Annotated in this window: 22 protein-coding genes and 2 pseudogenes; 3 read left to right on the plus strand and 21 right to left on the minus strand. The window is 70.8% G+C overall.

Going from position 1 to position 24,031, the window contains the following annotated elements; genetic code table 11:
* Window positions 1–100: 100 nt before the first annotated feature.
* From ACWIHY_RS30495 to ACWIHY_RS30565, 15 genes and pseudogenes are all read right to left on the minus strand, one after another.
* Window positions 101–784 (minus strand): annotated as a pseudogene (locus tag ACWIHY_RS30495) (DNA-processing protein DprA); the annotation flags it as partial.
* A 95-nt stretch (window positions 785–879) separates the two neighbouring features.
* The gene (locus tag ACWIHY_RS30500) at window positions 880–2,496 is read right to left on the minus strand and encodes a YifB family Mg chelatase-like AAA ATPase (protein WP_454379210.1); all 1,617 of its coding nucleotides are present in this window, start codon (window positions 2,494–2,496) and stop codon (window positions 880–882) included.
* Window positions 2,496–2,864, minus strand: a complete 369-nt coding sequence (locus tag ACWIHY_RS30505; RefSeq protein ID WP_454379211.1) for a YraN family protein — start codon at window positions 2,862–2,864, stop codon at window positions 2,496–2,498. The genes ACWIHY_RS30500 and ACWIHY_RS30505 overlap by 1 nt, the downstream gene beginning before the upstream one ends.
* An 83-nt stretch (window positions 2,865–2,947) precedes the next feature.
* Window positions 2,948–3,256 (minus strand): DUF2469 domain-containing protein, encoded by a 309-nt coding sequence (locus ACWIHY_RS30510; protein WP_003993268.1) that lies wholly within the window; start codon window positions 3,254–3,256, stop codon window positions 2,948–2,950.
* A 55-nt stretch (window positions 3,257–3,311) separates the two neighbouring features.
* A complete protein-coding gene (locus tag ACWIHY_RS30515; RefSeq protein WP_454379212.1) occupies window positions 3,312–3,842 on the minus strand; it encodes an NUDIX hydrolase in 531 nt (176 codons plus the stop codon).
* Window positions 3,832–4,563, minus strand: coding sequence for a signal peptidase I (gene lepB, locus ACWIHY_RS30520; protein ID WP_454379213.1), 732 nt, complete (start codon window positions 4,561–4,563; stop codon window positions 3,832–3,834). Before lepB (ACWIHY_RS30520) ends, ACWIHY_RS30515 begins: the two co-directional genes overlap by 11 nt.
* 49 nt (window positions 4,564–4,612) lie before the next feature.
* Window positions 4,613–5,524: a signal peptidase I gene (lepB, locus tag ACWIHY_RS30525; protein ID WP_454379308.1), complete on the minus strand. Its 912-nt coding sequence runs from the start codon at window positions 5,522–5,524 to the stop codon at window positions 4,613–4,615.
* A pseudogene (gene lepB / locus ACWIHY_RS30530) lies at window positions 5,442–6,500 on the minus strand (signal peptidase I); the annotation flags it as partial. The pseudogene lepB (ACWIHY_RS30530) and the gene lepB (ACWIHY_RS30525), both read right to left, overlap by 83 nt.
* On the minus strand, window positions 6,493–7,254 hold the full coding sequence (gene lepB, locus ACWIHY_RS30535; protein ID WP_454379214.1) for a signal peptidase I: 762 nt from the start codon (window positions 7,252–7,254) through the stop codon (window positions 6,493–6,495). The pseudogene lepB (ACWIHY_RS30530) and the gene lepB (ACWIHY_RS30535), both read right to left, overlap by 8 nt.
* A 46-nt stretch (window positions 7,255–7,300) precedes the next feature.
* Window positions 7,301–7,651: a 50S ribosomal protein L19 gene (gene rplS, locus ACWIHY_RS30540; protein WP_454379215.1), complete on the minus strand. Its 351-nt coding sequence runs from the start codon at window positions 7,649–7,651 to the stop codon at window positions 7,301–7,303.
* A gap of 131 nt (window positions 7,652–7,782) precedes the next feature.
* The gene (trmD, locus tag ACWIHY_RS30545) at window positions 7,783–8,604 is read right to left on the minus strand and encodes a tRNA (guanosine(37)-N1)-methyltransferase TrmD (RefSeq protein WP_454379216.1); all 822 of its coding nucleotides are present in this window, start codon (window positions 8,602–8,604) and stop codon (window positions 7,783–7,785) included.
* Window positions 8,604–9,152, minus strand: coding sequence for a ribosome maturation factor RimM (gene rimM, locus ACWIHY_RS30550; RefSeq protein ID WP_454379217.1), 549 nt, complete (start codon window positions 9,150–9,152; stop codon window positions 8,604–8,606). Before rimM ends, trmD begins: the two co-directional genes overlap by 1 nt.
* A 96-nt stretch (window positions 9,153–9,248) precedes the next feature.
* Window positions 9,249–9,488 carry an RNA-binding protein gene (locus tag ACWIHY_RS30555; RefSeq protein ID WP_005311361.1) on the minus strand — a complete coding sequence of 80 codons (240 nt, stop codon included), beginning with the start codon at window positions 9,486–9,488 and terminating at the stop codon, window positions 9,249–9,251.
* A 2-nt stretch (window positions 9,489–9,490) separates the two neighbouring features.
* Complete coding sequence (gene rpsP / locus ACWIHY_RS30560; RefSeq protein WP_454379218.1) at window positions 9,491–9,946, minus strand: 30S ribosomal protein S16; 456 nt, start codon at window positions 9,944–9,946, stop codon at window positions 9,491–9,493.
* A 251-nt stretch (window positions 9,947–10,197) separates the two neighbouring features.
* Window positions 10,198–10,791 (minus strand): hypothetical protein, encoded by a 594-nt coding sequence (locus ACWIHY_RS30565; RefSeq protein ID WP_138901802.1) that lies wholly within the window; start codon window positions 10,789–10,791, stop codon window positions 10,198–10,200.
* Between the two features lie 562 nt (window positions 10,792–11,353).
* Between ACWIHY_RS30565 and ACWIHY_RS30570 the strand changes: the two genes are divergently transcribed.
* Window positions 11,354–12,238: a methyltransferase domain-containing protein gene (locus ACWIHY_RS30570; RefSeq protein WP_454379219.1), complete on the plus strand. Its 885-nt coding sequence runs from the start codon at window positions 11,354–11,356 to the stop codon at window positions 12,236–12,238.
* A 77-nt stretch (window positions 12,239–12,315) separates the two neighbouring features.
* Here the strand turns inward: ACWIHY_RS30570 and ffh are convergent, their stop codons facing one another.
* The 5 genes from ffh to nsdA form a co-directional block, all read right to left on the minus strand.
* Window positions 12,316–13,869 carry a signal recognition particle protein gene (gene ffh / locus ACWIHY_RS30575; RefSeq protein WP_454379220.1) on the minus strand — a complete coding sequence of 518 codons (1,554 nt, stop codon included), beginning with the start codon at window positions 13,867–13,869 and terminating at the stop codon, window positions 12,316–12,318.
* An 89-nt stretch (window positions 13,870–13,958) separates the two neighbouring features.
* Entirely contained in the window at window positions 13,959–16,439 is a 2,481-nt protein-coding gene (locus tag ACWIHY_RS30580; RefSeq protein WP_454379221.1) for a [protein-PII] uridylyltransferase, read from the minus strand.
* 33 nt (window positions 16,440–16,472) lie between these two features.
* Window positions 16,473–16,811 (minus strand): P-II family nitrogen regulator, encoded by a 339-nt coding sequence (locus ACWIHY_RS30585; protein WP_454379222.1) that lies wholly within the window; start codon window positions 16,809–16,811, stop codon window positions 16,473–16,475.
* Window positions 16,808–18,172: an ammonium transporter gene (locus tag ACWIHY_RS30590; RefSeq protein WP_454379223.1), complete on the minus strand. Its 1,365-nt coding sequence runs from the start codon at window positions 18,170–18,172 to the stop codon at window positions 16,808–16,810. Before ACWIHY_RS30590 ends, ACWIHY_RS30585 begins: the two co-directional genes overlap by 4 nt.
* A gap of 344 nt (window positions 18,173–18,516) precedes the next feature.
* A complete protein-coding gene (nsdA, locus tag ACWIHY_RS30595; RefSeq protein WP_454379224.1) occupies window positions 18,517–19,992 on the minus strand; it encodes a transcriptional repressor NsdA in 1,476 nt (491 codons plus the stop codon).
* 426 nt (window positions 19,993–20,418) lie between these two features.
* Between nsdA and ACWIHY_RS30600 the strand changes: the two genes are divergently transcribed.
* Window positions 20,419–21,087 carry a bifunctional DNA primase/polymerase gene (locus ACWIHY_RS30600; protein ID WP_454379225.1) on the plus strand — a complete coding sequence of 223 codons (669 nt, stop codon included), beginning with the start codon at window positions 20,419–20,421 and terminating at the stop codon, window positions 21,085–21,087.
* Between the two features lie 97 nt (window positions 21,088–21,184).
* Here ACWIHY_RS30600 and ftsY read toward each other — a convergent pair whose 3' ends face one another.
* The gene (gene ftsY, locus ACWIHY_RS30605) at window positions 21,185–22,408 is read right to left on the minus strand and encodes a signal recognition particle-docking protein FtsY (protein WP_454379226.1); all 1,224 of its coding nucleotides are present in this window, start codon (window positions 22,406–22,408) and stop codon (window positions 21,185–21,187) included.
* A gap of 154 nt (window positions 22,409–22,562) precedes the next feature.
* Here ftsY and ACWIHY_RS30610 point away from each other — a divergent pair, with 154 nt between their 5' ends.
* Window positions 22,563–24,023 (plus strand): purine-cytosine permease family protein, encoded by a 1,461-nt coding sequence (locus ACWIHY_RS30610; RefSeq protein WP_454379228.1) that lies wholly within the window; start codon window positions 22,563–22,565, stop codon window positions 24,021–24,023.
* Window positions 24,024–24,031 lie beyond the last annotated feature (8 nt).

Consider the following 24,031-nt stretch of genomic DNA (forward strand, 5'->3'; position numbering starts at 1 on the left):
CCACAGGTGTTGTGATGCATAAACTCACCTACTAGGTCGCTGAGCAGCATCAACGTGAGACAGAACCCACGGCAACAGCATCGACCCCCAGAGAATCCACGATCACCCGGTTGCGGAGGATGAACCTGCTCTGAGTGGGGTGCCCTCCGGGAGGCAACTCCCCGACCACCAGCCCCTGTTCCGCGATGCGCCCGATCAACTCCGCATGCCCTCGCGGGTAGACGACGTCGACCCCGCAGGCCAGCACCGCGACGGTGGCCCCGGCCGCCGCCAGGACCCCCCGGTGGACGGCGCCGTCGACGCCGAACGCCGCCCCGGACACCACGACCCAGCCGCGTTCCGCGAGCCCGGCGCCCAGCGACGCGGCCATGTGCGCCCCGTACGACGTGCACGCCCGGGCGCCGACGACGGCTACGGACCGCAGCGCCCACATGCGCAGGTGCGGCCCCCCGCGCACCCACAGCCCCACCGGGCGGCCGTCCCCCAGGTCGTCGAGCTGCCCGGGCCACTCCTCGTCGCCGGGGCACACAAAGCGGCCGCCGACCGCGGCCACCGCCGCCAGGTCCCGCGCGGGGTCGGCGGCCGCCGCCCGCATCCGGTACCCGCCCAGCCGCTTCCCCGTCACGCCGGTCAGCGCCTCGGCCGCCTCCTCGAAGTCGAGCGAGGTGAGCCGGCGCATCAGCTCCACCGCCCCGCATTCGCGCAGCCAGCGCCCGCCGGCCTCGTCCCCGGGCTCGATCACCCGGGTCAGCGCCGCCCTCGCCAGCCGCTCCGCGTCGCCCACGCCCCGGCCCCCGCCGCCAAGCCCCCCTTCCTCCGCTTCCTCGCCCGCTCCCTCTGCACGCGTTACCGCGTCCGCCTCCTCCCGCGCTTCCCCGCTCATCCCACACCTCCGGTCGGCGCGGGGGCGCCCCGCGCGATCCCCGTGCGCAGCTCCAGCGCCAGGTCGACATGGCGCTCGTCGGGCCGGTCGCGGCCGGCCAGGTCGGCGACGGTCCAGGCGACGCGCAGCACCCGGTCCAGGCCGCGGGCGGTCAGCAGCCCGCGCTCCATGTCGCGCTCGGCCGCGCCGAGGGCTCCGGGCGCCGGCTGCCAGCGCGTACGCAGCTCGTGTCCCGGCACGTCGCTGTTCGTGTTCCACGGGGTGCCTTCCAGCCGAGCCGCCGCCCGCGCCCTCGCTTCGCGTACGCGCTCCGCGACCGTGGCCGTCGGTTCACCGCGCCCGCCCTGGCCGAGCAGATCCGCCCGCTGCACCGGTTCCACCCCGACCCTCAGGTCGACCCGGTCGAGCAGCGGCCCCGACAGGCGCGCCTGATACTTGCGGATCGCCGAGGGCGGGCACTCGCACCCCGAACCGTGCAGGGTGTGCCGACCGCAGGGACATGGATTGGCCGCCAGGACCATCAGGAACCGGGCGGGCAGCCGCACCACACCCGCGCTCCGCGCCACCACCACGTGCCCCGACTCCAGCGGCTGCCGCAACGAGTCCAGGGCCCGCCCACTGAACTCGGGGGCTTCGTCCAGAAAGAGAATTCCACGGTGCGCCAGCGATACGGCTCCGGGCCTCGGTAGTCCGTTGCCGCCGCCCACGAGCGACTGCATCGTCGCCGAGTGGTGCGGTGCGCAGTACGGCGGCGTCCTGACCAGCGGCTCACCCGGCGGCAGGATGCCCGCCACCGAGTGCACGGCGGTCACCTCCAGAGACTCCTGCCTGGTGAGCGGCGGCAGGACACCCGGCATCCGCTCCGCCAGCATCGTCTTGCCCGCGCCCGGCGGGCCGTGCAGCAGCAGATGGTGGCCACCGGCTGCCGCGACCTCCAGCGCCGTGCGGGCCGCGTGCTGCCCCGCGACTTCCGCGAGGTCCGGGCCGTCGCCCCCGCCACCGACGGCCAGCCCCGTGCCCACCCCGGCGCCCGGCACCATCAGCCCCGCGAGCATGGCGTCGGGCCGCCCCTCCTCGGCCCGCTCCTCCTCCGGCACCTCTGATCCGGTGAGCACGGCGATGAGCTGGCGCAGGCTGCGCACGCCGAGCACCGACACCCCCGGCACCAACGCGGCCTCCGCCGCCGTCTGTTGCGGTACGACGACCTGCCGGTATCCCGCTTCGGCGGCGGCGAGGACGGCCGGCAGGACCCCGCGCACCGGCCGGACCCTCCCGTCGAGTCCCAGCTCCCCGATCATCACGAGATCGGCGATCTCCTTGGGGTCGATACGCTCCGCCGCCCCCAGCACCGCCACAGCGACAGCGAGATCGAAGCCGCTCCCGCTCTTGGGTACGAAGGCCGGGCTGAGCCCCACCGTGAGCTTCTTCTGGGGCCAGTCGGCGCCCGAGTTGACGACGGCCGCCCGCACCCGGTCCCGGCTCTCGACCAGGCTCTTGTCCGGCAGCCCCACCAGCGTGAAGGCGGCCACTCCCGGCTCAAGGTCCGCCTGGACCTCCACCACCACACCCTCGACCCCGACCAGGGCCACCGAGCACGTGCGCGCGAAGCCCATCACGCCACCCCCCGCGCATGCTCGACGAGAGGTGCCCCGCGACGGGGCAGCACCACCCCGACGAGGTCGATCCGCACCCCGCCCGGCGGGGGTCCTCCGTGCTCGTGCGTCCAGCGTTCGGCGAGGCGGCGAAGCCGCTCGGCCTTCGTGGACCTGAGCGCCTGCATCGGGTGCTCGAACGGTCCGGCTCTGCGGGTCTTGACCTCGCAGATGACCAGGGCGTCGCCGTCCCGGGCGACGATGTCGATCTCCCCCGCGCGGCAGCGCCAGTTGCGCTCCAGGACGGTCATGCCGCCCTCGACGAGCCTGCGCGCCGCGAGCTCCTCGCCGTACCGGCCGAGAGCTCCTGTGGCATTCTTCGCGTTCATCCGGTTCCACCTCCGGAACCGAATGTGCCGCGCTCACCACCAACTAGTGGATCTTGGTGGACAACTCGTCAGTTGTGGAAAACTCAGCCACTCGGAAGCTCGAGGTCGCTCTTGTTGAGCTCCTCGATATTCACGTCCTTGAACGTGAGCACCCGCACCTGCTTGACGAACCTCGCCGGCCTGTACATGTCCCAGACCCAGGCGTCCGCCATGGATACTTCGAAGAAGACCTCACCCTGGACCGAGTGCACCTGCATCTCGTAGTCGTTCGTGAGGTAGAAACGCCGCTCGGTCTCGATCACGTATTTGAACAGACCGACGACATCGCGGTACTCCCGGTAGAGCTTCAGCTCCATCTCGGTCTCGTACTTCTCGAGGTCCTCGGCGCTCATGGCATGTTCCCCTTCAGCCTTGCGTCCCCCTATTGTGCGCCAGCCCCGTGCGCCCCTATGCGACTTCCGGGGCCAAGACCGTCGGCGTACCAGGAGGACCCTCGTCGAGCAGCGTACGGAGCAGCCCGGCGAGCTTGATGGGGTACACCGTCTCACGCGTCGCGGACAGTTCGGCGGAGGTCCACCACCTCAGCCCCGCGACGCTCCGCTGCTCAAGTCCCGTCAGTCCGTCGAGCACCGTCTCGGTCTGCGTCGTACGGGCCAGGTAGAACCATTCGTCCTGGTCCCAGCGCCGCCCGTCGAACATGAAGGAGCAGTGCCGCTGCCAGATCACCGGGCCGAGCTCGACCTCTGTGATCCCCGTCTCCTCCGCGAGCTCACGCAGCGCGGCCTCGGCCCGCGTCTCGTCGCCCTCCAAGCCGCCGCCCGGGGTGAACCACCAGGTCAGCGCCGGGTCGTCCGGCTCGTACCCGTGCATCAGCAGGATGCGGTCGGCCGGGTCGAGCAGGATCACCCGCGCGACCCTACGGAGCCGGCCCTGCGCCTCGGCCTGCGTCAGCCCTTCCACCGTCACCTCACCGTCCACCGGTACCCGCCTTCCGCCGGCCGACCCGCTTGGCGACAGGTCCGTACGCCGCCCCGCCGAAGATCAGCACCACCCCGCCCACGACGGCGGCCAGCACCGGAAGAACCGGTCCGGGCTGCGAAACCCCGCCCGGCAGCGCCTCGAAGGAGCCCGGGCGGTCGAGAACCCCGCCCCACGGCCAGGCCACGGCGTCGACGCGCGCGTCCACCTTGGCCACCGGGACCGTTCCCTTCGCGGCGTCCTCGATGTGTCCCCGCGAGTCGACCGACGTACGCCGCTCGTCACCCAGCAGGAACAGGTGCCCCTCGGGCACCTCGGAGGTGAAGGGAGTGGTCGACGCCGGCTCCCCGCCCTCCAGGTACGGCTCGTCCAGGGGCTTGCCGTTCAGGGTCAGCCGGCCGTCCTTGCCACAGCAGACGACCTTGTCGCCGCCGATCCCGACGACGCGCTTGACCATCGGCAGATTTCCCCACACGGAGTCGGTGAAGATCACCACGTCTCCGCGCCGCACCTCGCCACCGCCTATTCGCTGGGCGAGCACCCTGTCCCCCGCCTTGATGGAGGGGGTCATCGAATCGGTCGGCACCGTGTACGGCTTGTACTGCACCGCTCCCCAGGCGAAGCCGCCGAGGAAGAGCACACAGCCGACGGCCACGGCCAGCCCGGACAACGCGTTGCCGAGCCGACCGCGGCCGCCTTCTGTACGTCCTGTTCCGCTCATCGCAGCGCTCCCACCTCGGAGATCGAAAATCGCTGATCCGAGCGGCACCCTACCCGGCGGTACGCCCGGCGGTCAGCCTCCGCCTGCGCCACAGCACCAGCGGCACCGCTCCCGCGAGCCCCAGCGCACCGGGCGCCGCCGCCATCGCGACACCGGCGGCGTTGAGTCCCTGCTGGTCGAACGTGCTGGGAACCGACAGCACGGCCCAGCGGTTGACGGGCCACGCCACCACGATGGCGCGCCCGACGACCTCGTCGTTCGCGACCGTGCCCTGGCCCGGCAGCTCCTGGTGGTAACGCGAATCCAAGGAGTTCTGGCGGTGGTCGCCCATCACCCAGATCCGGCCTTCCGGCACCTTGAGCGGCCCGAAGGGCTCGTCGTTGCACGGTGTGTCACCGGGGAAGATGAACGACTTCTCGTCGAGCGACTTGCCGTTGACCTTGACCGGCCCGTTCTTCTTGCACTCGACCGTGTCCCCGCCGACCGCGATGACCCGCTTGATCAGGTCCTTCTCCTCCGCGGACGGCATCAGGCCGATAAAGCTGAGGAACTTCTGCACGACGTTCGGGTCCGGCACCTCGGTGCTCTCCAGCCAGCCGCCCGGATCGTGGAAGACCACGACCTCGCCGCGCTCCGGCTCCGAGCCGAACCACGGTGTCAGCTTGTCGACCAGCACCCGGTCGCCCCGCTGCAAGGTGTTCTGCATCGAGTCCGAAGGGATCGAGAACGCCTGCACCAGGAAGGTCTTGATCAGCAGTGCGAGCAGGAGCGCGATGCCGATCAGCAGCGGCAGCTCCTTCCAGAACGAGCGCGGCTTCTTCGGCCCCGCGCTGTCACCGCTGCTGCTGTCGCTGCTGTCGCTGCTGGACGGGTCTTCGCCCCGTACGTCGTCGCTCACGGCTGCGGGTGACTCCGGTCGTTCCTCGGGCTCGTCGCGTTCGGATCGTGCGCCGACCGCCAAATCCCCCACATCAACTCCTCACTCCGTTCCACTGCCGACGCCATACCTGACGCAGGCCCACCACTCCCATAACGAGCGGGAGTTCCGCAGGGGTCGGGAGCAGGATCACCGCGTTCGGATCCTGGGACGACACCCTATTCGACGGGCCGGGCGCCGCGGTCGTCCCGCCGCGCGGGTCAGGGACACCGGCGTACGTGTCGGGCTCCTCCAGCTTCCGCCAGTGGCCGATGGGCCACGCGATGACGACGGCCCGCCCGACGACCTCCTCCTCACCGACCGTGCCCTCGAATTCCTCGTCCAGGTGGAAACGGGAATCGGCGGAGTTCGACCGGTGGTCACCCATCACGAACAGCCGCCCGGCGGGCACCTTCACCTCGAACTTCAGCTCGGAGGGACGGTCGCCCGGGTTCAGGTAGGGCTCCGCGAGCGGTACGCCGTTGACGGTGACCCGCCCGTCCTGGTCGCAGCACTTGACGGTGTCCCCGCCGACCGCGACCACCCGCTTGATCAGGTCCTGCTCGTCCTCGGAGGGCAGCAGCCCGATGAAGGTCAGGGCTTCCTTGATCTGCTTGACGACCACCGGGTCGTCCTTGATGTCCGTCTCCTCTTCCTGCAGCCAGCCGCCGGGGTCCTTGAAGACCACGACATCACCACGCTCGGGCTTCGAGCCGAACCACGGTGTCAGCTTGTCGACCAGCACCCGGTCGCCGATCCGGATCGTCTGCTCCATGGAGCCCGACGGGATCACGAAGGCCTGCACCAGGAAGGTCTTCAGTACGAGCGCGATCAGCAGCGCCACGGTGATCAGGATCGGTATCTCTTTCACGGCCGACCTCTGCCGCCGCCGCTTCACCCGCTTGGCCAGCTTCCGCCGGTCCGCCCTGCCCGGCAGCGCGGGCCCCGTCGTCGGGCGCGTTCCGGTGGGCAGCCGGGTGTCCGCACGGTGGCTCGCCCGTGCCCGCCCGCGGTTACCCATGGGACCCGACCGGCCCGGGCGCGGTCACGCGCGTGAAGGCGCCGGATTCGTCCAGCGAGGACCAGCGGCCCACCGGCCAGCCGACCCAGTCCGCCCGCCCCAGGACCTTCCCGACGGGCACCATGCCGCCGCCCGGCTCACCCAGGTGGTCGCGGGAGTCGCGCGAGTGCGATCTGTGGTCGCCCATGACCCACAGCGTGCCCTGCGGTACGACGATGTCGAACGGGACCTGTGACGGGACGTCGCCCGGATACAGGTACTCCTCGTCCACCGGCCGGCCGTTCACCTCGACCCTCCCCCGCTTGTCGCAGCACACGACCCGGTCGCCCCCCACGCCCACCACGCGCTTGATGTAGTCGGTCTCGGCGGGCTCGGCCAGACCCACAGCCGCGGCCGCCCACCGCAGCAGTCCGGCGACCGGGTTGCCGGCGGGTTCCTCGCGTACGAAGGACCCGGTGCCGTCGAACACGACGACATCACCGCGCTGAGGTACGGAACCGAAACGGTACGCCAACTTGTTGACGAGCACCCGGTCGCCGATCGCCAGGGTGGGCTGCATCGAGCCACTGGGGATCAGGAAGGGCTGCATCACGAAGGTGCTGAAGAGCAGCAGAAAAGCCGCACACATGGCGCCGAGCAGAGCCGGCCTGCGCCACGGAGCGTCGAGAAAACGCACGGAGCGCGACCCCTCCTCTCGCCCTGCTTCAGGGGCGGAGGAGCGGTCGCGCTCCGTGTCGTGTGCTTCGGTGTCCATCGGGACGTGAGCCTATCCGGCCGGTCCCGGGCGCCGAATGCGCGACTTAGCGGTCGCGCTTCTCCTTGATCTTCGCGGCCTTGCCGCGCAGCTCACGGAGGAAGTACAGCTTCGCGCGGCGGACGTCACCGCGGGAGATGAGCTCGATCTTCTCGAAGATCGGGCTGTGCACCGGGAAGGTGCGCTCGACGCCGACGGAGAAGGAGACCTTGCGGACCGTGAAGGTCTCGCGGACGCCCGCACCCTGGCGGCGGATGACTACACCCTTGAACTGCTGCACACGCGAGCGGTTGCCCTCGATGACGCGAACGTGGACGTTCACGGTGTCACCGGGACGGAAGGCGGGGAGGTCGCTGCGCAGCGATGCGGAGTCGACGGAGTCGAGAAGGCTGGACATGTAAGTCTGCTTCCTCGCCGATGCCACAGGTCATCGACGGAATTCGATAAGGGAGTTTCGGGGTGCTGTCCGCGTCGGGCGGGCGTCGTTCCCCCTGTGGCAGGGGCGCACGCCGGACGTACAGCAGCGGCCTATTCTTCCACGGCCTCGGGGTTACGCCCAAATCGGCCGTCGGGGCCGGGCCGCCAACCGAGGATGCTCAGCATCTCGCGGTCCTTCTTGTCGAACGCCCTGGGGTCGCAGCGCTCGATGAGGTCGGGCCTGTTCGCGGTCGTACGTCGCAGCGCCTCGTCCCGCCGCCACCGGGCGATCTTCCCGTGGTGGCCGCTGAGCAGCACGTCGGGGATGCCCCGGTCGCGCCACTCGGGCGGCTTGGTGTAGACGGGGCCTTCGAGAAGGTTGGCCATCGCACCGGGCGCGAAGGAGTCGTCGCGGTGCGATTCGGCGTTGCCGAGCACACCGGGCAGCAGCCGGGCCACGGCCTCGGTGATCACCAGTACGGCCGCCTCGCCGCCCGCCAGGACGTAGTCCCCGATGGAGACCTCGTACACCGGCATGCGGGTGGCGTACTCGTCGATGACGCGGCGGTCGATGCCCTCGTACCGCGCGGGTGTGAAGACCAGCCAGGGCCGCTCGGAGAGCTCGACGGCGAGTTCCTGGGTGAAGGGACGGCCGCTGGGCGTCGGCACGACCAGCACCGGGCCGTGCGCCCCGCTCTCGTAGCCGTCCGCGAGGGCGCCGTCGAGGGCGTCGCCCCAGGGCCCGGTCTTCATGACCATGCCGGGGCCGCCGCCGTACGGGGTGTCGTCGACCGTGTTGTGGCGGTCGTACGTCCAGTCCCTGAGGTCGTGCACGTGTACGTCGAGCTGCCCGCGCGCCCGGGCCTTGCCGACGAGCGAGACGTTCAGCGGCTCCAGATACTCGGGGAAGATCGTGACGACGTCGAGCCGCATCAGGCTTCGTCGTCCTGACGGGACACGACCTCGGCCTCGCTGTCGTCGATCAGGCCGGGCGGCGGAGTGATCACCGCGCGCTGCTCCTCGAGGTCGATCTCGGTGACGATCTCCTCGACGAAGGGGATCATCACCTCGCTGCCGTCGGGGCGCTTCACGATGAACAGGTCCTGCGAGGGCAGGTGGGTGATCTCGGTGATCCGGCCGATCTCGGTGCCGTCGGCCAGGACGACGTCGAGGTCCATCAGCTGGTGGTCGTAGAACTCCTCCGGGTCCTCCGGAGTCGCCTCCGGGTCGACCTCGGCGATGAGGAGGATGTTGCGCAGCGCCTCGGCGGCCGTGCGGTCCTTGACGCCCACGAAGCGCAGCAGCAGCCGGCCGCTGTGCACCCGGCCGGTCTCGACGGTCAGCGGCCCTGCGGAGGCCGGGTCCGTGGCGAGTACGGCGCCGGGCCCGAGCCGCAGCTCCGGCTCGTCCGTACGTACCTCTACCGTGACCTCGCCCTTGATCCCGTGGGCGCGGCCGATCCGCGCGACTACGAGCTGCACTTGATGTTTCTCCTGTCTTACGACTACGGGCCGGGAAGGGCTCGTGAGCCCTTCCCGGCCCGAGCCGGCGTATCTAGGTAAAAACGGCCAACTTTGTCAGCGGACCTGGTCCACGTCGACGAGGTCGACGCGGATGCCACGGCCGCCGATGGCGCCCACGACCGTACGCAGAGCGCGAGCGGTGCGACCGTTGCGGCCGATCACCTTGCCGAGGTCGTCCGGGTGTACCCGGACCTCCAGCACGCGTCCGCGGCGCAGGTTGCGCGAGGCGACCTGCACATCGTCGGGGTTGTCGACAATGCCCTTCACGAGGTGCTCAAGAGCCTCCTCGAGCATGCTCAGGCCTCGGTCGACTCAACGGCGGACGCCGAATCAGCTGCCGGAGCCTCGTCAGCCTTCTTGTCGGCCTTCTTCGCCTTCGGGGTGATCGCCTCACCCTTGGACTCGTCGCCACCCTCGAGGCCCTTGGCGAACGCGTCGAACGCGGCACGCTTGTCGGCCTTCGGCTCCGGCTGGAGCAGCGGCGCGGGGGCCGGGAGGCCCTTGTGCGCCTGCCAGTCACCGGTGAGCTTCAGGATGGCCATGACCGGCTCGGTCGGCTGGGCGCCGACGGACAGCCAGTACTGCGCACGCTCCGAGTTGACCTCGATGCGCGACGGGTTCTGCACCGGGTGGTACAGACCGATCTCCTCGATGGCCCGGCCGTCACGGCGGGTACGGGAGTCGGCGACGACGATGCGGTAGTGAGGCGAACGGATCTTGCCCAGACGCTTCAGCTTGATCTTGACTGCCACTGGAGTGGTGTCTCCTGGTCTCTGACGTGGTTGGGCACAACGAAGATGCCACGTGGGGTTGCGGTACTCGGGTGCCCGATGGACGCGTCAGCCGGAGGCGAGAGGGTTCCTGTGCGGCTGTCGAGTACAGCTAGCCATTGTGCCACACACCTGTGGCACGGACATCACCCGGCCCACAGCGGACCAGCGCCCGTCCGGCACCCGGCCGGCGCGGTTCCGCACGGGCGTTGAAAGGCGTCGACAAAGGGCGGTCAGCTCGCTGCGGCCACCACTTCCGGGATACGGAACGGCTTTCCGCAGCCCCCGCACACGATCGGGGCCTGGGCCAGGACCGAAGGCACGACGCGGACGTTGCGTCCGCAGTCGCAGACGGCCTTGACCCGCACTCCGCCACCGGACGAGCCGTGCCGGGCGGCGGGCCCGCGGAAGGAGCGCTTGGTGTCCGACGCTGTCGCGACCGTGTGCGCCTTGAGGGCGCGCTGGAGCCGCTCGATGGTCGGCCGGTAGCGCCGCCTCGCCTCGGGGTTGAGCGAGACCAGTGAGAAACCGCTGCTGGGGTGCGGTTCCTCGGGGTGGTCGAGGCCCATTTCCTCGGCGATCGCGAGGAATCTGCGGTTGTGGTAGCGGCCGGCGCGCGAGGTGTCACGGACGCCGCGCGCGGCGGCGATGCCGTGGACTGCCTCGTGCAGCAGTCGTTCGAAGGAGAGCTCGGCGCCACAGGCGGACGAGGACTCTCCGATCAGGGATTCGGGCGCGGCTAGGTCTGGCAGCTCGGGGTGGTACCGCTGAATGTCGGCCCACGCCTGCGCCAGCTCTGCGGCGAGAACAGGTGGTGTCGTGCTCACGTCGTGACAACGAGCCGGGGTGCCGTGGTGTTCCTATTCCGGGCCATCCCAAATAATTTGCACGTACCAGTCAGTTGCCATTGATGCGTCGTGACGAGGGCGGGTGCGCTGATCTGCGGAGGACCCGCCCAGTGCGCATCATCCCGGGGCGTACCCGCGCGTACGCCCCGGCGCGTAGAAAAAGACCGCACGCCGGGTCATCGGATGCTGCAAGGGGCGCGAGAGACGCCCGGGCGCCGAACGCGAGCCCCTGCGAAGAGGGGCCGCAGACGGCGACAGTACCGGGGGCGCACTCCATGGCGGCCACCGCCCCGTGCGCGTCGGGCGGGCAGCGTACGGCCGCCGGCGCTCCCGTGGCGCGATCCGCCCGACGGCGGCACTCTGGAAGCTGGATCCGCTCCGGCGCGGGGGCGCACGGCAGGGGCATACAAGCATTGCCATACAACCCCTGGACTTGCCGCCGGATGCGGAGTTCCCTGGCTACGGGGAGTACAAGCGCACGCACACGGGGGAACGTCCATCAGGACACGAAATGACCTCTCGGCGGATTGGGGCGCTTTCGATGACACCTACGCTCGTCCGGCACCACCGGCACGATCCGAACACAGCCTCAGCGCCGGCGACCGACGCGGGCGCGCGCGCCCGCGACTGGGCCGAGATTCAGGAACGGATGCTGGTCCCGCTCTATGAAGCGGCGTACGAGCGGCTCGAGGTGGGCCCCGCCACCCGGCTGCTCGGCCTCGGCTGCGGCTCGGGACTCGCCCTGCTGATCGCCGCGTCGCGAGGCGCCCGCGTGACAGGCGTCGAAGCCGACCCCGCCCGGGTCGCGCTGGCCCGTGAACGTCTGCTGGCGGACACGGCGCGCGGCGCCGGCGGCCCCGAGGGGGCCTCGGACGAATCCACGCGCCTGTACGAGGGCGGCTCGGCGGAGGTCTGCGACGGCGCTGCCCCGGCGTACAACCTCGTGACCGCCTTCGAACCGCTCGGCTGTGCGGCCGGTGACTCCGAAGGGCTCGCCGCGGCGCTCGAAAGCGCGATGCCCCTCGCCGAACGCGGCAGCGAAGTGGTGCTGGCCGGCTGGGGGCCGCCCGAGCGGTGCGCGACGTCCTCGGTACTGAGGGTCGCTTCCCGGCTGACCGAGAGCCTCCGGGGCGCCGGCGGACGCGGCTGGCGCCCCGCGCTCAGGGACGACCTGGAGGACGTGGCCTCGCGGGCCGGCCTGAAGCCGGACGGCTCTGGACGGGTCGCGTGCCCCTTCGGTTACGCCGACATGGAGAGCGCCGTACGCGGCCTGCTGTCGACCGGGCTCTTCGACGCGGCCGTACGGGCCACTGACCCCGCGCAGGTGGAGACGGAGCTCACCGAGGCGCTCCATCCCCACGTGCGGCGGGACGGAACGGTCTGGATGTCGAACGTCTTCCGCTATCTCATCGCGCGTACGCAGTAAGCAGCGTGGGCGCCCGCTCCGGAAGGAGGGGCGCTCACAGCGCTGCACGCGCCTGCTGCTGTACGGACCGTCGGGCGTCAGCCCATGAACTTCTTGAACTCGTCGGGCAGTTCGAAGTCCTTCGCACCCTGACCGGCCGGCAGCCCCAGCGCGCCGCCCGACTGCGCGGCCTGCTCGCGGCGCTCGGCCGCGGCCTGCTCCTCCAGCTGGCGCTTCAGGGGGTTGCCGCTCTTGCGCTTGCCCTTGGCCTGCTTCTGCTGCTTCTTCTGACGGCCCGGACCGCCACCCATGCCCGGAATCCCCGGCATACCCGGCATTCCGCCGCCCTGGGCCATCCTCGACATCATCTTGCGCGCCTCGAAGAACCGCTCCACCAGGTTCTTCACGGCGCTGACGTCGACGCCCGAGCCCTTGGCGACGCGGGCACGGCGCGAGCCGTTGATGATCGTCGGGTCCTGGCGCTCGGCGGGGGTCATCGACTTGATGATCGCGGCGGTACGGTCCACGTCGCGCTCGTCGATGTTGGCGATCTGCTCCTTGATCTGCCCCATGCCGGGCATCATGCCGAGCAGCTTCGAGATGGAGCCCATCTTGCGGACCTGTTCCATCTGGGCCAGGAAGTCGTCGAGCGTGAAGTCCTTGCCCTTGCTGCTCGCCAGCTTGGCCGCCATCGCTTCGGCCTCTTGCTGGCTGAAGGTCTGCTCGGCCTTCTCGATCAGCGAGAGCATGTCGCCCATGCCGAGGATGCGGGACGCCATGCGGTCCGGGTGGAACGCGTCGAAGTCGTCCAGCTTCTCGCCGTTGGAGGCGAACATGATCTGGCGGCCGGTCACCTTGGCGATCGACAGGGCGGCGCCACCACGGGCGTCACCGTCGAGCTTGGAGAGCACCACACCGTCGAAGCCGACGCCGTCGCGGAAGGCCTCGGCGGTGTTGACCGCGTCCTGGCCGATCATCGCGTCGACGACGAAGAGGACCTCGTCGGGGCTGACGGCGTCGCGGATGTCCGCGGCCTGCTGCATCAGCTCCTGGTCGATACCGAGGCGGCCCGCGGTGTCGACGATGACGATGTCGTGCAGCTTGTTCTTCGCGAACTCGATGGAGTCCTTGGCGACCTGGACCGGGTCACCGACGCCGTTGCCGGGCTCCGGTGCGTACACCGCGACACCGGCGCGCTCGGCGACGACGCTCAGCTGGTTGACGGCGTTGGGGCGCTGGAGGTCGCAGGCGACCAGGATCGGCGAGTGGCCCTGGCCCTTGAGCCAGAGGCCGAGCTTTCCGGCCAGAGTGGTCTTACCGGCACCCTGGAGGCCCGCGAGCATGATCACGGTGGGCGGGTTCTTGGCGAACCGCAGCCGGCGGGTCTCGCCACCGAGGATGCCGATGAGCTCCTCGTTGACGATCTTGATGACCTGTTGCGCGGGGTTCAGCGCCTGCGAGACCTCGGCCCCGGCGGCGCGCTCCTTTACCTGCTTGATGAACGCCCGGACGACGGGCAGCGCGACATCCGCTTCGAGCAGCGCGATACGGATCTCACGTGCCGTGGCGTCGATGTCCGCCTCGGACAGGCGGCCCTTGCCCCGGAGGCTCTTGAATGTCGCTGCGAGGCGGTCGGAAAGAGTATCGAACACGGCGGTCGCGAATCCTCGGGTCAGGGGGCGGGTGGACACAGATGCCCCCAGGGTATCTGTCCGTCTGCGGTGGGGTCTGCCCCCTTCCCCTACCGCAGCGCTCCCTCCAGAGCCCTGGCCACCTCGGCCGCCTCCGTCTGCGGGAGCGGGGCGCCCTCGGGACCTGTGACATAGAACGCGTCGACCGCGTTCGCACCCAGCGTCGACACGTGCGCGCTGCGCACCCGTACCTTCGCGGCCTCCAGTGCGTGGCCGATGCGGTGCAGCAGCCCGGGGGCGTCCTGGGCGCGCACCTCGATCACCGTCGCGAGACGGGACCCGGCGGGGGCGACCGTGACGCGGGGCGGCGGGGCCTGGGCGCCGCGGCGGCGCGGGTTCTTCTCGTACGCGCGCTCCCGCTCGGCGAGGCGCGCGGGGATGTCCAGAGAGCCGTCCAGGGCCCGTACGAGATCCGCCCGCAGCCGGGCCGCCTGCGGCAGTGCCCCGTACTCGGCCGCCACCCGCCAGTCGAGCAGCAGCACGTCGCCCGGCGACGCCGGGCCGTCGGCGGCCACCGAAGCGGGCAGATCGGCGGACCGCAGCTCCGCCGTGCGTACGGTCAGCCGGTGCATGGCCAGCACTCCGGCCACGGCGGGCAGCACCCCCGGCTGGTCCGGTACGGCGATCAGCAGCTCGACGCCCAGCGGCTCCGGCTCCTCCCCCGCGTCCTCGCCCCGCGCCTCGGTCTGCGCGCGCAGCGAGAGGACGGGCCCGCCGGTGCGGAACGCCTCGATGGCGAGGCGCTCCTGCTCGGCGCTGGGCGCGGCGGGTTCCGGTGCGGCCGGTTCCTCGCCGGCCAGGACGGCGGCGACGCGCTTGACCAGGTCGGTGACGAGCGAGGCGCGCCAGGTGGACCAGGCGGCGGGCCCGGTGGCCAGGGCGTCGGCCTCGGTGAGGGCGTGCAGGAGCTCCAGCGTTCCGGTCGCGCCGACGGTGTCGGCGACCGCGCGGACGGTGGCCGGGTCGTCCAGGTCGCGTCGGGTCGCGGTCTCGATGAGGAGGAGGTGGTGGCGTACGAGCGTGGCGATCACCCCTACGTCGGCCCGGTCGAAGCCGATCCGGGTCGCGATGTCGCGGGCGATGATCTCGCCCGCCACCGAGTGGTCGCCCGGCCAGCCCTTGCCGAAGTCGTGCAGCAGGGCCGCGGTCAGCAGCAGGTCGGGGCGGTGCACACGGCGGGTGAGCGCGGAGGCCCGTACGGCGGTCTCGACCAGGTGGCGGTCGACGGTCCAGGTGTGGACGGGGTTGCGCTGCGGGCGGCACCGTACCCGCTCCCAGTCGGGCAGCAGACGCGTGATGACCCCTTCGGCCTCCAGCGCCTCCCACACCCCGATGGTCGCCTCACCGGCGCCGAGCAGTGTGACGAGTTCCTCGCGGGCCTCGGCCGGCCACGGCACGGGCAGCGGCCGCGCCACGGCCGCCAGGCGGCGTACGGCGTGCAGGGAGACCGGCAGCCCCGACTGGGCCGCGGCGGCGGCGGCCCGCAGCGGGAGCACCGCGTCGCGTTCGGGGCGCGCGGTGCGCGCGAGCACCACCTCGCCGTCCTGCTCGACGACGCCCTCGGCGAGCGGGGTGCGTTCGGGGGCGCTCTTGCTGCCGAGCATGGCGCGGAGCCGGGGGCGGACGGACCGGGCGCGCAGGACCCGGTTGACCTCGCGCCAGGTGACGTCGCTGGCGTACGAGATGGTGCGCGCGGCTTCGTACACCTCCCGCAACAGCGTGTCGGCGTCCAGCAGGCCCAGCGCGGCGGCCACCTGGTCCTGCTCCTGGAGGGCGAGGCGGTCGGTGGCGCGCCCGGTGGTCAGGTGCAGTGCGTCGCGCACGTCGAGGAGCCGGCGGCGCGCCGCGTCGAGGCCCTCGCGCGGGGCGTCCGCGAGCCAGGAGGCGGCGACGGCGCGCAGCGCGGTGGCGTCGCGCAGGCCGCCGCGGGCCTCCTTCAGGTCGGGTTCGAGGAGGTACTGGAGTTCGCCCTGGCGTACGGCCCGTTCCTGGCACAGCTCGTGGAGCTCGGGCAGCCGCTTGGGGGCGAGATTCCGCCAGTCGGCCAGGACGGCGGTGCGCAGCCCGGCGGTGACTCCGAGGTCGCCGGCGATGTGCCGGGCGTCGAGGAGCCCGAGGTGCACCTTGAGGTCCTCTCCGGCGGTCTTGCGGGCCTCGGCGGGCGTACGTACGGAATGGTCGAGAGCGACCCCCAGGTCCCACACCGGGTACCACACGCGGTCGGCGAGCGCCGCGACCGCGCGCCGGTCGGCGCGGCCGTCGTGCAGCAGCAACAGGTCGAGGTCGCTGCGCGGGGACAGCTCGCCCCGCCCGTATCCCCCGACGGCGACGAGGGCCGCGCCCGGCACGCCCGCTTCGAGGGCGGCCGTGCTGAACAGCGCGTCCAGCCAGTCGTCGGTCAGCCGCGCGAGGCCGGTACGGCGCGACGGCCCGGACCGCGACTCCTCCTGGAGAAGTCGCAGCCGGGCCGCCGCGTAGCCGCTGGGTCCCGAGTCGTCGGACGGTTCGGTCAGTACTTCCACACTCGTCACCCAGCAGCTCCCGTTTTCACCATGCGGTCAGAGTCAGAGGGCGTCCGGGCCGCGTTCGCCGGTCCGGACCCTGACCGCCGTCTCGACCGGCACGCTCCACACCTTGCCGTCGCCGATCTTGCCGGTACGGGCGGCCTTCACCACCACTTCGATGAGCTGTTCGGCGTCACCGTCCTCGACCAGCACCTCGATCCGGATCTTCGGTACGAGATCGACCGTGTACTCGGCGCCCCGGTAGACCTCGGTGTGGCCGCGCTGGCGGCCGTAGCCGCTGGCCTCGGTGACCGTGAGCCCCTGGATTCCGAAGGCCTGGAGGGCCTCCTTGATCTCGTCGAGCCGGTGCGGCTTCACGACTGCGGTGATGAGCTTCATGCGTCCACCTTCTTGGTCTGCGTCGCGGCGCCGGCTGTGTCGGTCGGACCGGTCGTGGTTACGGCCGTACGGGAGGCCGAACCGCCGCCCGCTCCGCTGAAGTCGTACGCGGTCTCCGCGTGCTCGACCTGGTCGATGCCGGAGACCTCGTCGTCCTCGGGGACCCGCATGCCCATCACCTTGTCGATGACGAAGGCGAGGAGAGCGGAGACCACCAGAGAGTAGGCCAGTACCGCGAAGACACCCACGGCCTGCTTGCCGAGCTGGTCGAGTCCGCCGCCGTAGAAGAGGCCCTTGGCGTCGGACTGGACACCGCCGGTGGCGAAGAAGCCGACGAGGAGCGAGCCGACGACACCGCCGACGAGGTGGACGCCGATGACGTCCAGGGAGTCGTCGTAACCCAGCTTGTACTTGAGACCGACCGCCATGGCGCACAGCAGACCGGCGATGGCACCGACGGCGATCGCGCCGAGCGGGCTGACGGCGCCGCCGGACGGAGTGATCGCGACGAGGCCCGCGACGGCGCCGGACGCGGCGCCCAGGGTGGTGAACGAGCCGTGGCGGATCTTCTCGTATCCCAGCCAGGCGAGCATGGCGGCGGCGGTGGCGACCTGGGTGTTGAGGAACATCACGGCGCCCACGCCGTCGTCGTTGCCCAGCCAGGAGCCCGCGTTGAAGCCGAACCAGCCGAACCACAGGAGCCCGGCGCCGAGCATCACCAGCGGCAGGCTGTGCGGGCGCATCGGGTCCCGCTTGAAGCCCACGCGCTTGCCGATGACGAGGATGACGCCCAGTGCGGCGGCACCTGCGTTGATGTGGACGGCCGTGCCGCCCGCGAAGTCGATGACGCCCATCTCGAAGAGCCAGCCGCCGGAGCCCCACACCCAGTGCGCGACCGGGAAGTAGACGACGGTGACCCAGAGGGTGACGAACAGCGTCCAGGCCGTGAACTTGACGCGGTCGGCCAGGGCGCCGCTGATCAGGGCGGGGGTGATGATGGCGAACATCAGCTGGAACACGGCGAAGACGTAGACCGGGATGGTGTAGCCGTCCCAGAGCTGCGTGATGCCGATGTCGCTCAGTCCGACGTACTCGGACGACCAGCCGATCACCGAGCCGACGTCGGTGCCGAAGGCGAGGCTGAAGCCGTACAGCACCCAGAGGATCGTGACGATCCCGAGGCTGATGAAGCTCATCATCAGCATGTTCAGGGTGGACTTGACGCGGACCATGCCTCCGTAGAAGAAGGCCAGGCCCGGCGTCATGAGCATCACCAGGGCGGAACAGATGAGCATGAAGCCGGTATTGGCGGCAGACAGTTCGATCGTGTCTGCGGCAAGCGTCGTGATGCCTGGAGGCATCGGCGTCTCCTCGTCGTCGGTGCGGCCCGTGCGGGGGCGGAGCCTGCTGGCCTGATGACCTGATGGCCGGTTCGGCAGCAACAGGGGTGAGCCGGTTATGCGCCATGAGGTTGGCGCAGCGCGGTTTCGGCCGATGCTGCTCGATGTTTCGCACCAGTGACGAAGAGGTCGTGCGTGTTACGTCCGGATGAACCACAAGACCGCGCGCCGTGCGGCCGTTATCGTGTCGCAACCATCAAAAACCGGCCGCGACCGCTACCCGGTTGACCTGGCGCGGGGGAGCCGAGTCGGGCTTCACGGGGTAGCTGTCGCGGCCGGCGTCCTTGGTGCGCCCGGCCGGGCCCTCAGACCGCTTCGGCGGCTTCGGGCAACTGGGCTGCGAGCTGGTCGGTGAGGTCGAGGACCTCGGCGACGTCGCCGAAGTCCCTGGCGGCGGTGTCGACGGTCTTGCGGAGCCGGGTGTTGACCCGCTCGGAGCGCACACGCCTGGCGACGCCCAGGGCCCTTTCGGCCAGTACGACGGACTGCTCGGGCTCGCGCTTCAGCAGGTGCACGGTGGCCATGCCGACGAGGTTGAGTGCGTACGAACGCTGGTGTTCGTCGTCCGTGCCGAAGAGCTCGACGGCGCGCGCCATGACGGGCTCGGACAGCGAGGCGTAGGTGGGGCTGCGGCCTGCGACATAGGCCAGGTCGCGGTAGGAATGGGCGTTCTCGCCGTTGAGCTCGGCCTCGGAGAAGAAGCGGATCCAGTCGGGCTCGGGCTCGCCGTCCAGGCCCGCGTCGGAGAAGGTGTCCTCGGCCATCCGGACGGCTCGTTTGCACTTGCTGGGCTGTCCGACGTTGGCGTAGGCGCGGGCCTCCATCGCATACAGCATCGCCTGGGTCCTGGGCGTGGCGCAGTCGCGGCTGCCGTACTGGGCGAGGTGGATGAGCTCCAGCGCGTCGTCGGGGCGGCCGAGGTGGATCATCTGGCGGCTCATGCTGGACAGGACGTACGAGCCGAACGGCTTGTCGCCCGCTTCCTTGGCGGCGTGCAGGGCCAGGACGAAGTATTTCTGGGCTGTGGGCTGCAGACCCACGTCGTAACTCATCCAGCCGGCCAGCTCGGCCAGCTCGGCGGCGCATTTGAAGAGCCGCTTGGAGGTGGCTTCGGGCTGCGGTTCCTGGAGGAGGTCCGTCACTTCGTGCAGCTGTCCGACGACCGCCTTGCGCCGCAGGCCGCCGCCGCACTGGGCGTCCCACTGGCGGAACATCATCGTCGTGGACTCCAGCAGGTCCAGCTCCGGCCTGGAGAGCCGGGACGGCCGCCGGGACGCTCCGGCCGGCTCGGGGCGGCCGGGCTCGCCGGGGGGCGCGGGCACGAGCCAGCGCTGCATGGGCTCGATCAGGGCGGGGCCGGCGGCGAGCGCCAGTGAGGTGCCGAGGAAGCCGCGTCGCGCGAGCATCAGATCGCTGCGGGAGAACTCGCTGAGCAGGGCGACGGTCTGTGGGCCCGCCCAGGGCAGGTCGACGCCGGACACCGAAGGTGATTGGTGCGCGGAGCGCAGTCCGAGGTCCTCGACGGCGACGACGCTGCCGAAGCGTTCGGAGAAGAGCTCGGAGAGGATGCGCGGGATCGGCTCGCGCGGCTGCTCGCCGTCCAGCCAGCGGCGGACCCGTGAGGTGTCCGTGCTGATGTGGTGCGCGCCCATCTGGCGAGCCCGGCGGTTCACTTGCCGCGCGAGTTCGCCCTTGGACCAGCCGCTGCGCACGAACCACGAGTTCAGCTGCTCGTTCGGGCGCTTTCCAGCGTTCGTACCGCCTGCGCCACTGCCGCTCACTGGAACGCCCCCATCCCGCCGAAGCCTCTTTGCCCGGACCCCTGACAGAATGCCGTGAGTTGCGCCCTGTTGTCGCGGGGATGCGCCCCCTCGAACAAGAAACCGGCTTGCCTCCGGCATACCCACACGCGCCGTTATTCCGGGGTTCGTGTACCGAAAGTAATCCTACGATCACCCCTCCGGCCATGGCGATTCCACAAACGCCACCATTCGCCACCCCATCGAATGAACTCCCCTGCCGCCGGGCGCGATTCACTTGACATACGCCGACCAGGAGTCGGCGGAGCGATGTGCGCCGGGGCGCTCGGAACGGCCCGCACCACCTCCGATGACTCTGTGCGCTGCCGTACCGCCTGGACGGAAGCGGAGCGTAACGACTTGACTCCATGTCGTAACCATCGGCGCACTGGACCCGTTGGAGGGGGCATGGGCTTCACGATCGGCCGGGAGACGCGGTCCGGCTCACGGCGCCGCGGCCGCATGTCGGACTGCACAACGGTGGCCGAGTACACCGGACTGTGGGGCTGGGCAGTCGTCCCGGGCGCCAGAGCCGGTTCCGGCGCGTCGGGTTCCGGAGCGCCGACCTGCTCCTGCGGCGATGCGTCGTGCCGGGCGCCCGGCGCCCACCCGCTCGGCTTCGCGCCCGAGGTGCCGGCCGGCGCCACCCTCGACGAGGTGACCGAGACCTGGTCCGATTTCCCGGGCGCCTCGGTGCTGCTGCCGGTGGGCCGCACGTTCGACGTCATCGAGGTCGCCGAGGCCGCGGGGCGCCGGGCGCTCGTACGGCTGGAGCGGATGGGGCTGCCGGTCGGACCGGTGGCCGCGACGCCGGACGGCCGCGCCCACTTCTTCGTCGCCCAGGGAGCCGCCGCCGAACTCCCCCGCCTTCTCTACCGGATGGGCTGGGACGACGCGGACCTGGATCTGCGCGGGCTCGGCCCGGGCGACCACATCGCGGCGCCGCCGTCCGACCTGGCCGGTCTCGGCCCGGTCCGCTGGCTCCGCCCGCCGTCCCTGGACACGGCCCAGGCGCCGCCGCCGGCGCGGCTGCTGCTGGGGACGCTGGCGTACCTGGCGCACCGTTCACCGGCGTGACGAAGCGGCGGCGTACGGAGTAGCGGCGCAAGACGCACGAAAACGCCGGACGGGCTCGTCAGCGAGCCCGTCCGGCGTTCTGTTGTGCCGCGCGTCGTCAGTCGCCGATCAGGGCGTCCACGAACGCCTCCGGCTCGAACGGCGCGAGGTCGTCCGCGCCCTCGCCCAGGCCGATCAGCTTCACCGGCACGCCGAGCTCGCGCTGCACCGCGATCACGATGCCGCCCTTCGCCGTGCCGTCCAGCTTCGTCAGCACGATGCCGGTGATGTCGACGACCTCCGCGAAGACGCGCGCCTGGACCAGGCCGTTCTGTCCGGTCGTCGCGTCCAGCACCAGCAGCACCTCGTCTAGCGGGCCGTGCTTCTCCACGACGCGCTTGACCTTGCCGAGCTCGTCCATGAGCCCGGCCTTGGTGTGGAGCCGGCCGGCCGTGTCGATGAGTACGACGTCCGCGCCCTCGGCGATACCTTCCTTCACCGCGTCGAAGGCGACCGACGCCGGGTCGCCGCCCTCCGGTCCGCGCACCGTGCGCGCGCCGACCCGGTCGCCCCAGGTCTGGAGCTGGTCGGTGGCGGCAGCGCGGAAGGTGTCGGCCGCGCCCAGCACCACGCTGCGGCCGTCGGCCACCAGCACGCGGGCGAGCTTGCCGGTCGTGGTGGTCTTGCCGGTGCCGTTGACGCCGACGACCATGACGATGCCCGGGATGTCCGCGGCGCTCTCGGTCTTCACCGCGCGGTCCATGTCGGTACCGAGCAGGTTCAGCAGCTCCTCCCGGAGCAGGCCGCGCAGCTCTTCCGGCGTACGCGTGCCGAGCACTCGTACGCGCTCGCGCAGCCGCTCGACCAGTTCCTGGGTCGGGGCCACGCCGACGTCCGCGGTGAGCAGGGTGTCCTCGATCTCCTCCCAGGTGTCCTCGTCGAGGTGCTCGCGGGACAGCAGGGTCAGCAGACCCTTGCCGAGCGTGTTCTGCGAGCGGGCAAGCCGGGCGCGCAGCCGCACCAGACGGCCGGCGGTGGGCTCGGGAATCTCGATCTCGGGCGCGACGGGTTCGGCGACGACCGGGTCCTCGAGGGCGACGGGCTCCTCGACGGCGGTCGACGCGTCGGGGAGGTCCACCTCCTCGATGGTCCGGCGCGCCTCGTCGCGCGGTGGCGCCGCGTCCTCGCCGACCTGCGGTTCGGCGGGCGGGGCGGTGATGGTCGGCGTGGTCGGCGGCGCCTGCGGCGGCAGCTGCTTCTTCTTGCGGCTGCTGACCACGAGCCCGCTGATGGCGCCGATCACGACCAGGGCGATGACTACAGCAAGGATGACGATTTCCATAACGCACCCAGTATCAGTCACAGCCGTGGACACAGAGCCTTGTCGGAGGATCACACGAGGGGCTTGCGCGGGATTTGGACCTTTTGGGGGGACCGCACGCAGGTGTGCCCGTAAGATGCTGTTCGTTCCCCCCACCCCTGCACGGAGTTCCACCATGCCTGAAACGTCCGCCCCCGAGTCCGAGGGCGCGATAGAGACCCGCGGTCTCGAGCCCGTCCCCGACAACGAGCGCTCGGGCCGCGTCCGCGAACTCTTCCCCACCTGGGTCGCCGCCAACATCAGCGTGCTCCTGCTCACCATGGGCGCCGGCCTGGTCGTCTTCAACGGGCTCAACTTCTGGCAGGTGCTGGTGGTGGCCGTCGCGGCGCCCGTCGTCTCGTACGGGCTCGTCGGCCTGATCTCGATCGCGGGCAAGCGCGGCGGTTCTCCGGGCATGGCGCTCTCCCGGGCCGTCTTCGGTCAGCGGGGCAACCTCTTCCCCGGCTCGCTGATCTGGGTCGCACGCTGGGGCTGGGAGACGATCAACGCGGTGACCGGCGCGTACGCCGTGCTGACCGTGCTCGATCTGCTCTTCGGCATCAAGAGCAACACCGTGCTCATCGTCGTGACGCTGATGCTCTTCGTCGGGTGCACCTTCCTCGTCTCGGGTCTGGGCATCAACGCGCTGCGCCGGTGCAGCACCTGGTCGACGTACCTCTTCGGTGCCTTCAGCGTGCTCGTACTGGTCTATCTGATCGCCGGTACGGACTGGTCCGCCGTGTTCGCCAAGCCCGCAGGTTCGACCGCGATGATGATCGCGGGCATCGGCACCATCGCGGCCGGCGGCATCAGCTGGGTGCCCTCCGGCCCGGACTTCACCCGCTACCTGCCGCGCGCGGCGTCCGGCAAGGCGCTCGTCTCGACCACCATCGGTGGTGCGGGCGTCGTCGTCCTGCCGATGGTCGTGATGGGCGCGGTGATGGCCGTCAGTACGCCGGACCTGGCTTCGGCCTCCGACCCGGTGTCCTTCATCGGCGAGCTGCTGCCGACCTGGATCGCCGTCCCGTACCTCCTGATCGCCCTGATCGGCATGCTGCTGATCAACTCGATGTCGATGTACTCGGCCGGCTTCACCGCGCAGACGCTGGGCATCAACGTGCCGCGCGCCTGGGCCGTGAGTGTCAACGCGATCATCAGCCTCATCTTCGGCTTCCTGCTGATGGTGGTGGCGACGAGCTTCTTCGGCTCGTTCATCTCCTTCCTGACGCTGCTGGCGGTGGCGTTCTCGGCGTGGATCGGCGTCTTCGGTGTGGACATGCTGAGCCGTCGCACGTACGACGGCGAGGCCCTGATGAACACCACCCGCACCAGCGGTTACTGGTACCGGGGCGGCTTCGCCTGGCAGGCCATGGCGGCGTGGGGCGTCGCGCTGGTGGCGGGCCTGCTGTTTACCAAGGTCGACTGGTTCACCGGACCGCTCGCCGGTTCCTGGATCGGGCGCAACGGCCTGGGCTGGGCGGCGACCGTGGTCGTGGCGGCGCTGCTGTACGCGGTGCTGCCGAGGACGAAGGCCGTGGAGCCGGAGCGGACGGCCAGGACCGAGGCCGCGGAGCCCGCCGGAAGCCTGTCCATCTGACGTCACGT

The organism is Streptomyces sp. NPDC055287, assembly GCF_053646035.1.

What these genes read in the sequence shown, in the direction of transcription:
- ACWIHY_RS30500 (WP_454379210.1), bottom strand. Translation starts at nt 2,496, where the DNA reads ATGGGCTTCGCGCGCACGTGCTCGGTGGCCCTGGTCGGGGTCGAGGGT.
- ACWIHY_RS30505 (WP_454379211.1), bottom strand. Translation starts at nt 2,864, where the DNA reads ATGAACGCGAAGAATGCCACAGGAGCTCTCGGCCGGTACGGCGAGGAG.
- ACWIHY_RS30510 (WP_003993268.1), bottom strand. Translation starts at nt 3,256, where the DNA reads ATGAGCGCCGAGGACCTCGAGAAGTACGAGACCGAGATGGAGCTGAAG.
- lepB (WP_454379213.1), bottom strand. Translation starts at nt 4,563, where the DNA reads ATGAGCGGAACAGGACGTACAGAAGGCGGCCGCGGTCGGCTCGGCAAC.
- lepB (WP_454379214.1), bottom strand. Translation starts at nt 7,254, where the DNA reads ATGGACACCGAAGCACACGACACGGAGCGCGACCGCTCCTCCGCCCCT.
- rplS (WP_454379215.1), bottom strand. Translation starts at nt 7,651, where the DNA reads ATGTCCAGCCTTCTCGACTCCGTCGACTCCGCATCGCTGCGCAGCGAC.
- trmD (WP_454379216.1), bottom strand. Translation starts at nt 8,604, where the DNA reads ATGCGGCTCGACGTCGTCACGATCTTCCCCGAGTATCTGGAGCCGCTG.
- ACWIHY_RS30555 (WP_005311361.1), bottom strand. Translation starts at nt 9,488, where the DNA reads ATGCTCGAGGAGGCTCTTGAGCACCTCGTGAAGGGCATTGTCGACAAC.
- ACWIHY_RS30570 (WP_454379219.1), top strand. Translation starts at nt 11,354, where the DNA reads ATGACACCTACGCTCGTCCGGCACCACCGGCACGATCCGAACACAGCC.
- ACWIHY_RS30585 (WP_454379222.1), bottom strand. Translation starts at nt 16,811, where the DNA reads ATGAAGCTCATCACCGCAGTCGTGAAGCCGCACCGGCTCGACGAGATC.
- ACWIHY_RS30590 (WP_454379223.1), bottom strand. Translation starts at nt 18,172, where the DNA reads ATGCCTCCAGGCATCACGACGCTTGCCGCAGACACGATCGAACTGTCT.
- ACWIHY_RS30600 (WP_454379225.1), top strand. Translation starts at nt 20,419, where the DNA reads ATGGGCTTCACGATCGGCCGGGAGACGCGGTCCGGCTCACGGCGCCGC.
- ftsY (WP_454379226.1), bottom strand. Translation starts at nt 22,408, where the DNA reads ATGGAAATCGTCATCCTTGCTGTAGTCATCGCCCTGGTCGTGATCGGC.
- ACWIHY_RS30610 (WP_454379228.1), top strand. Translation starts at nt 22,563, where the DNA reads ATGCCTGAAACGTCCGCCCCCGAGTCCGAGGGCGCGATAGAGACCCGC.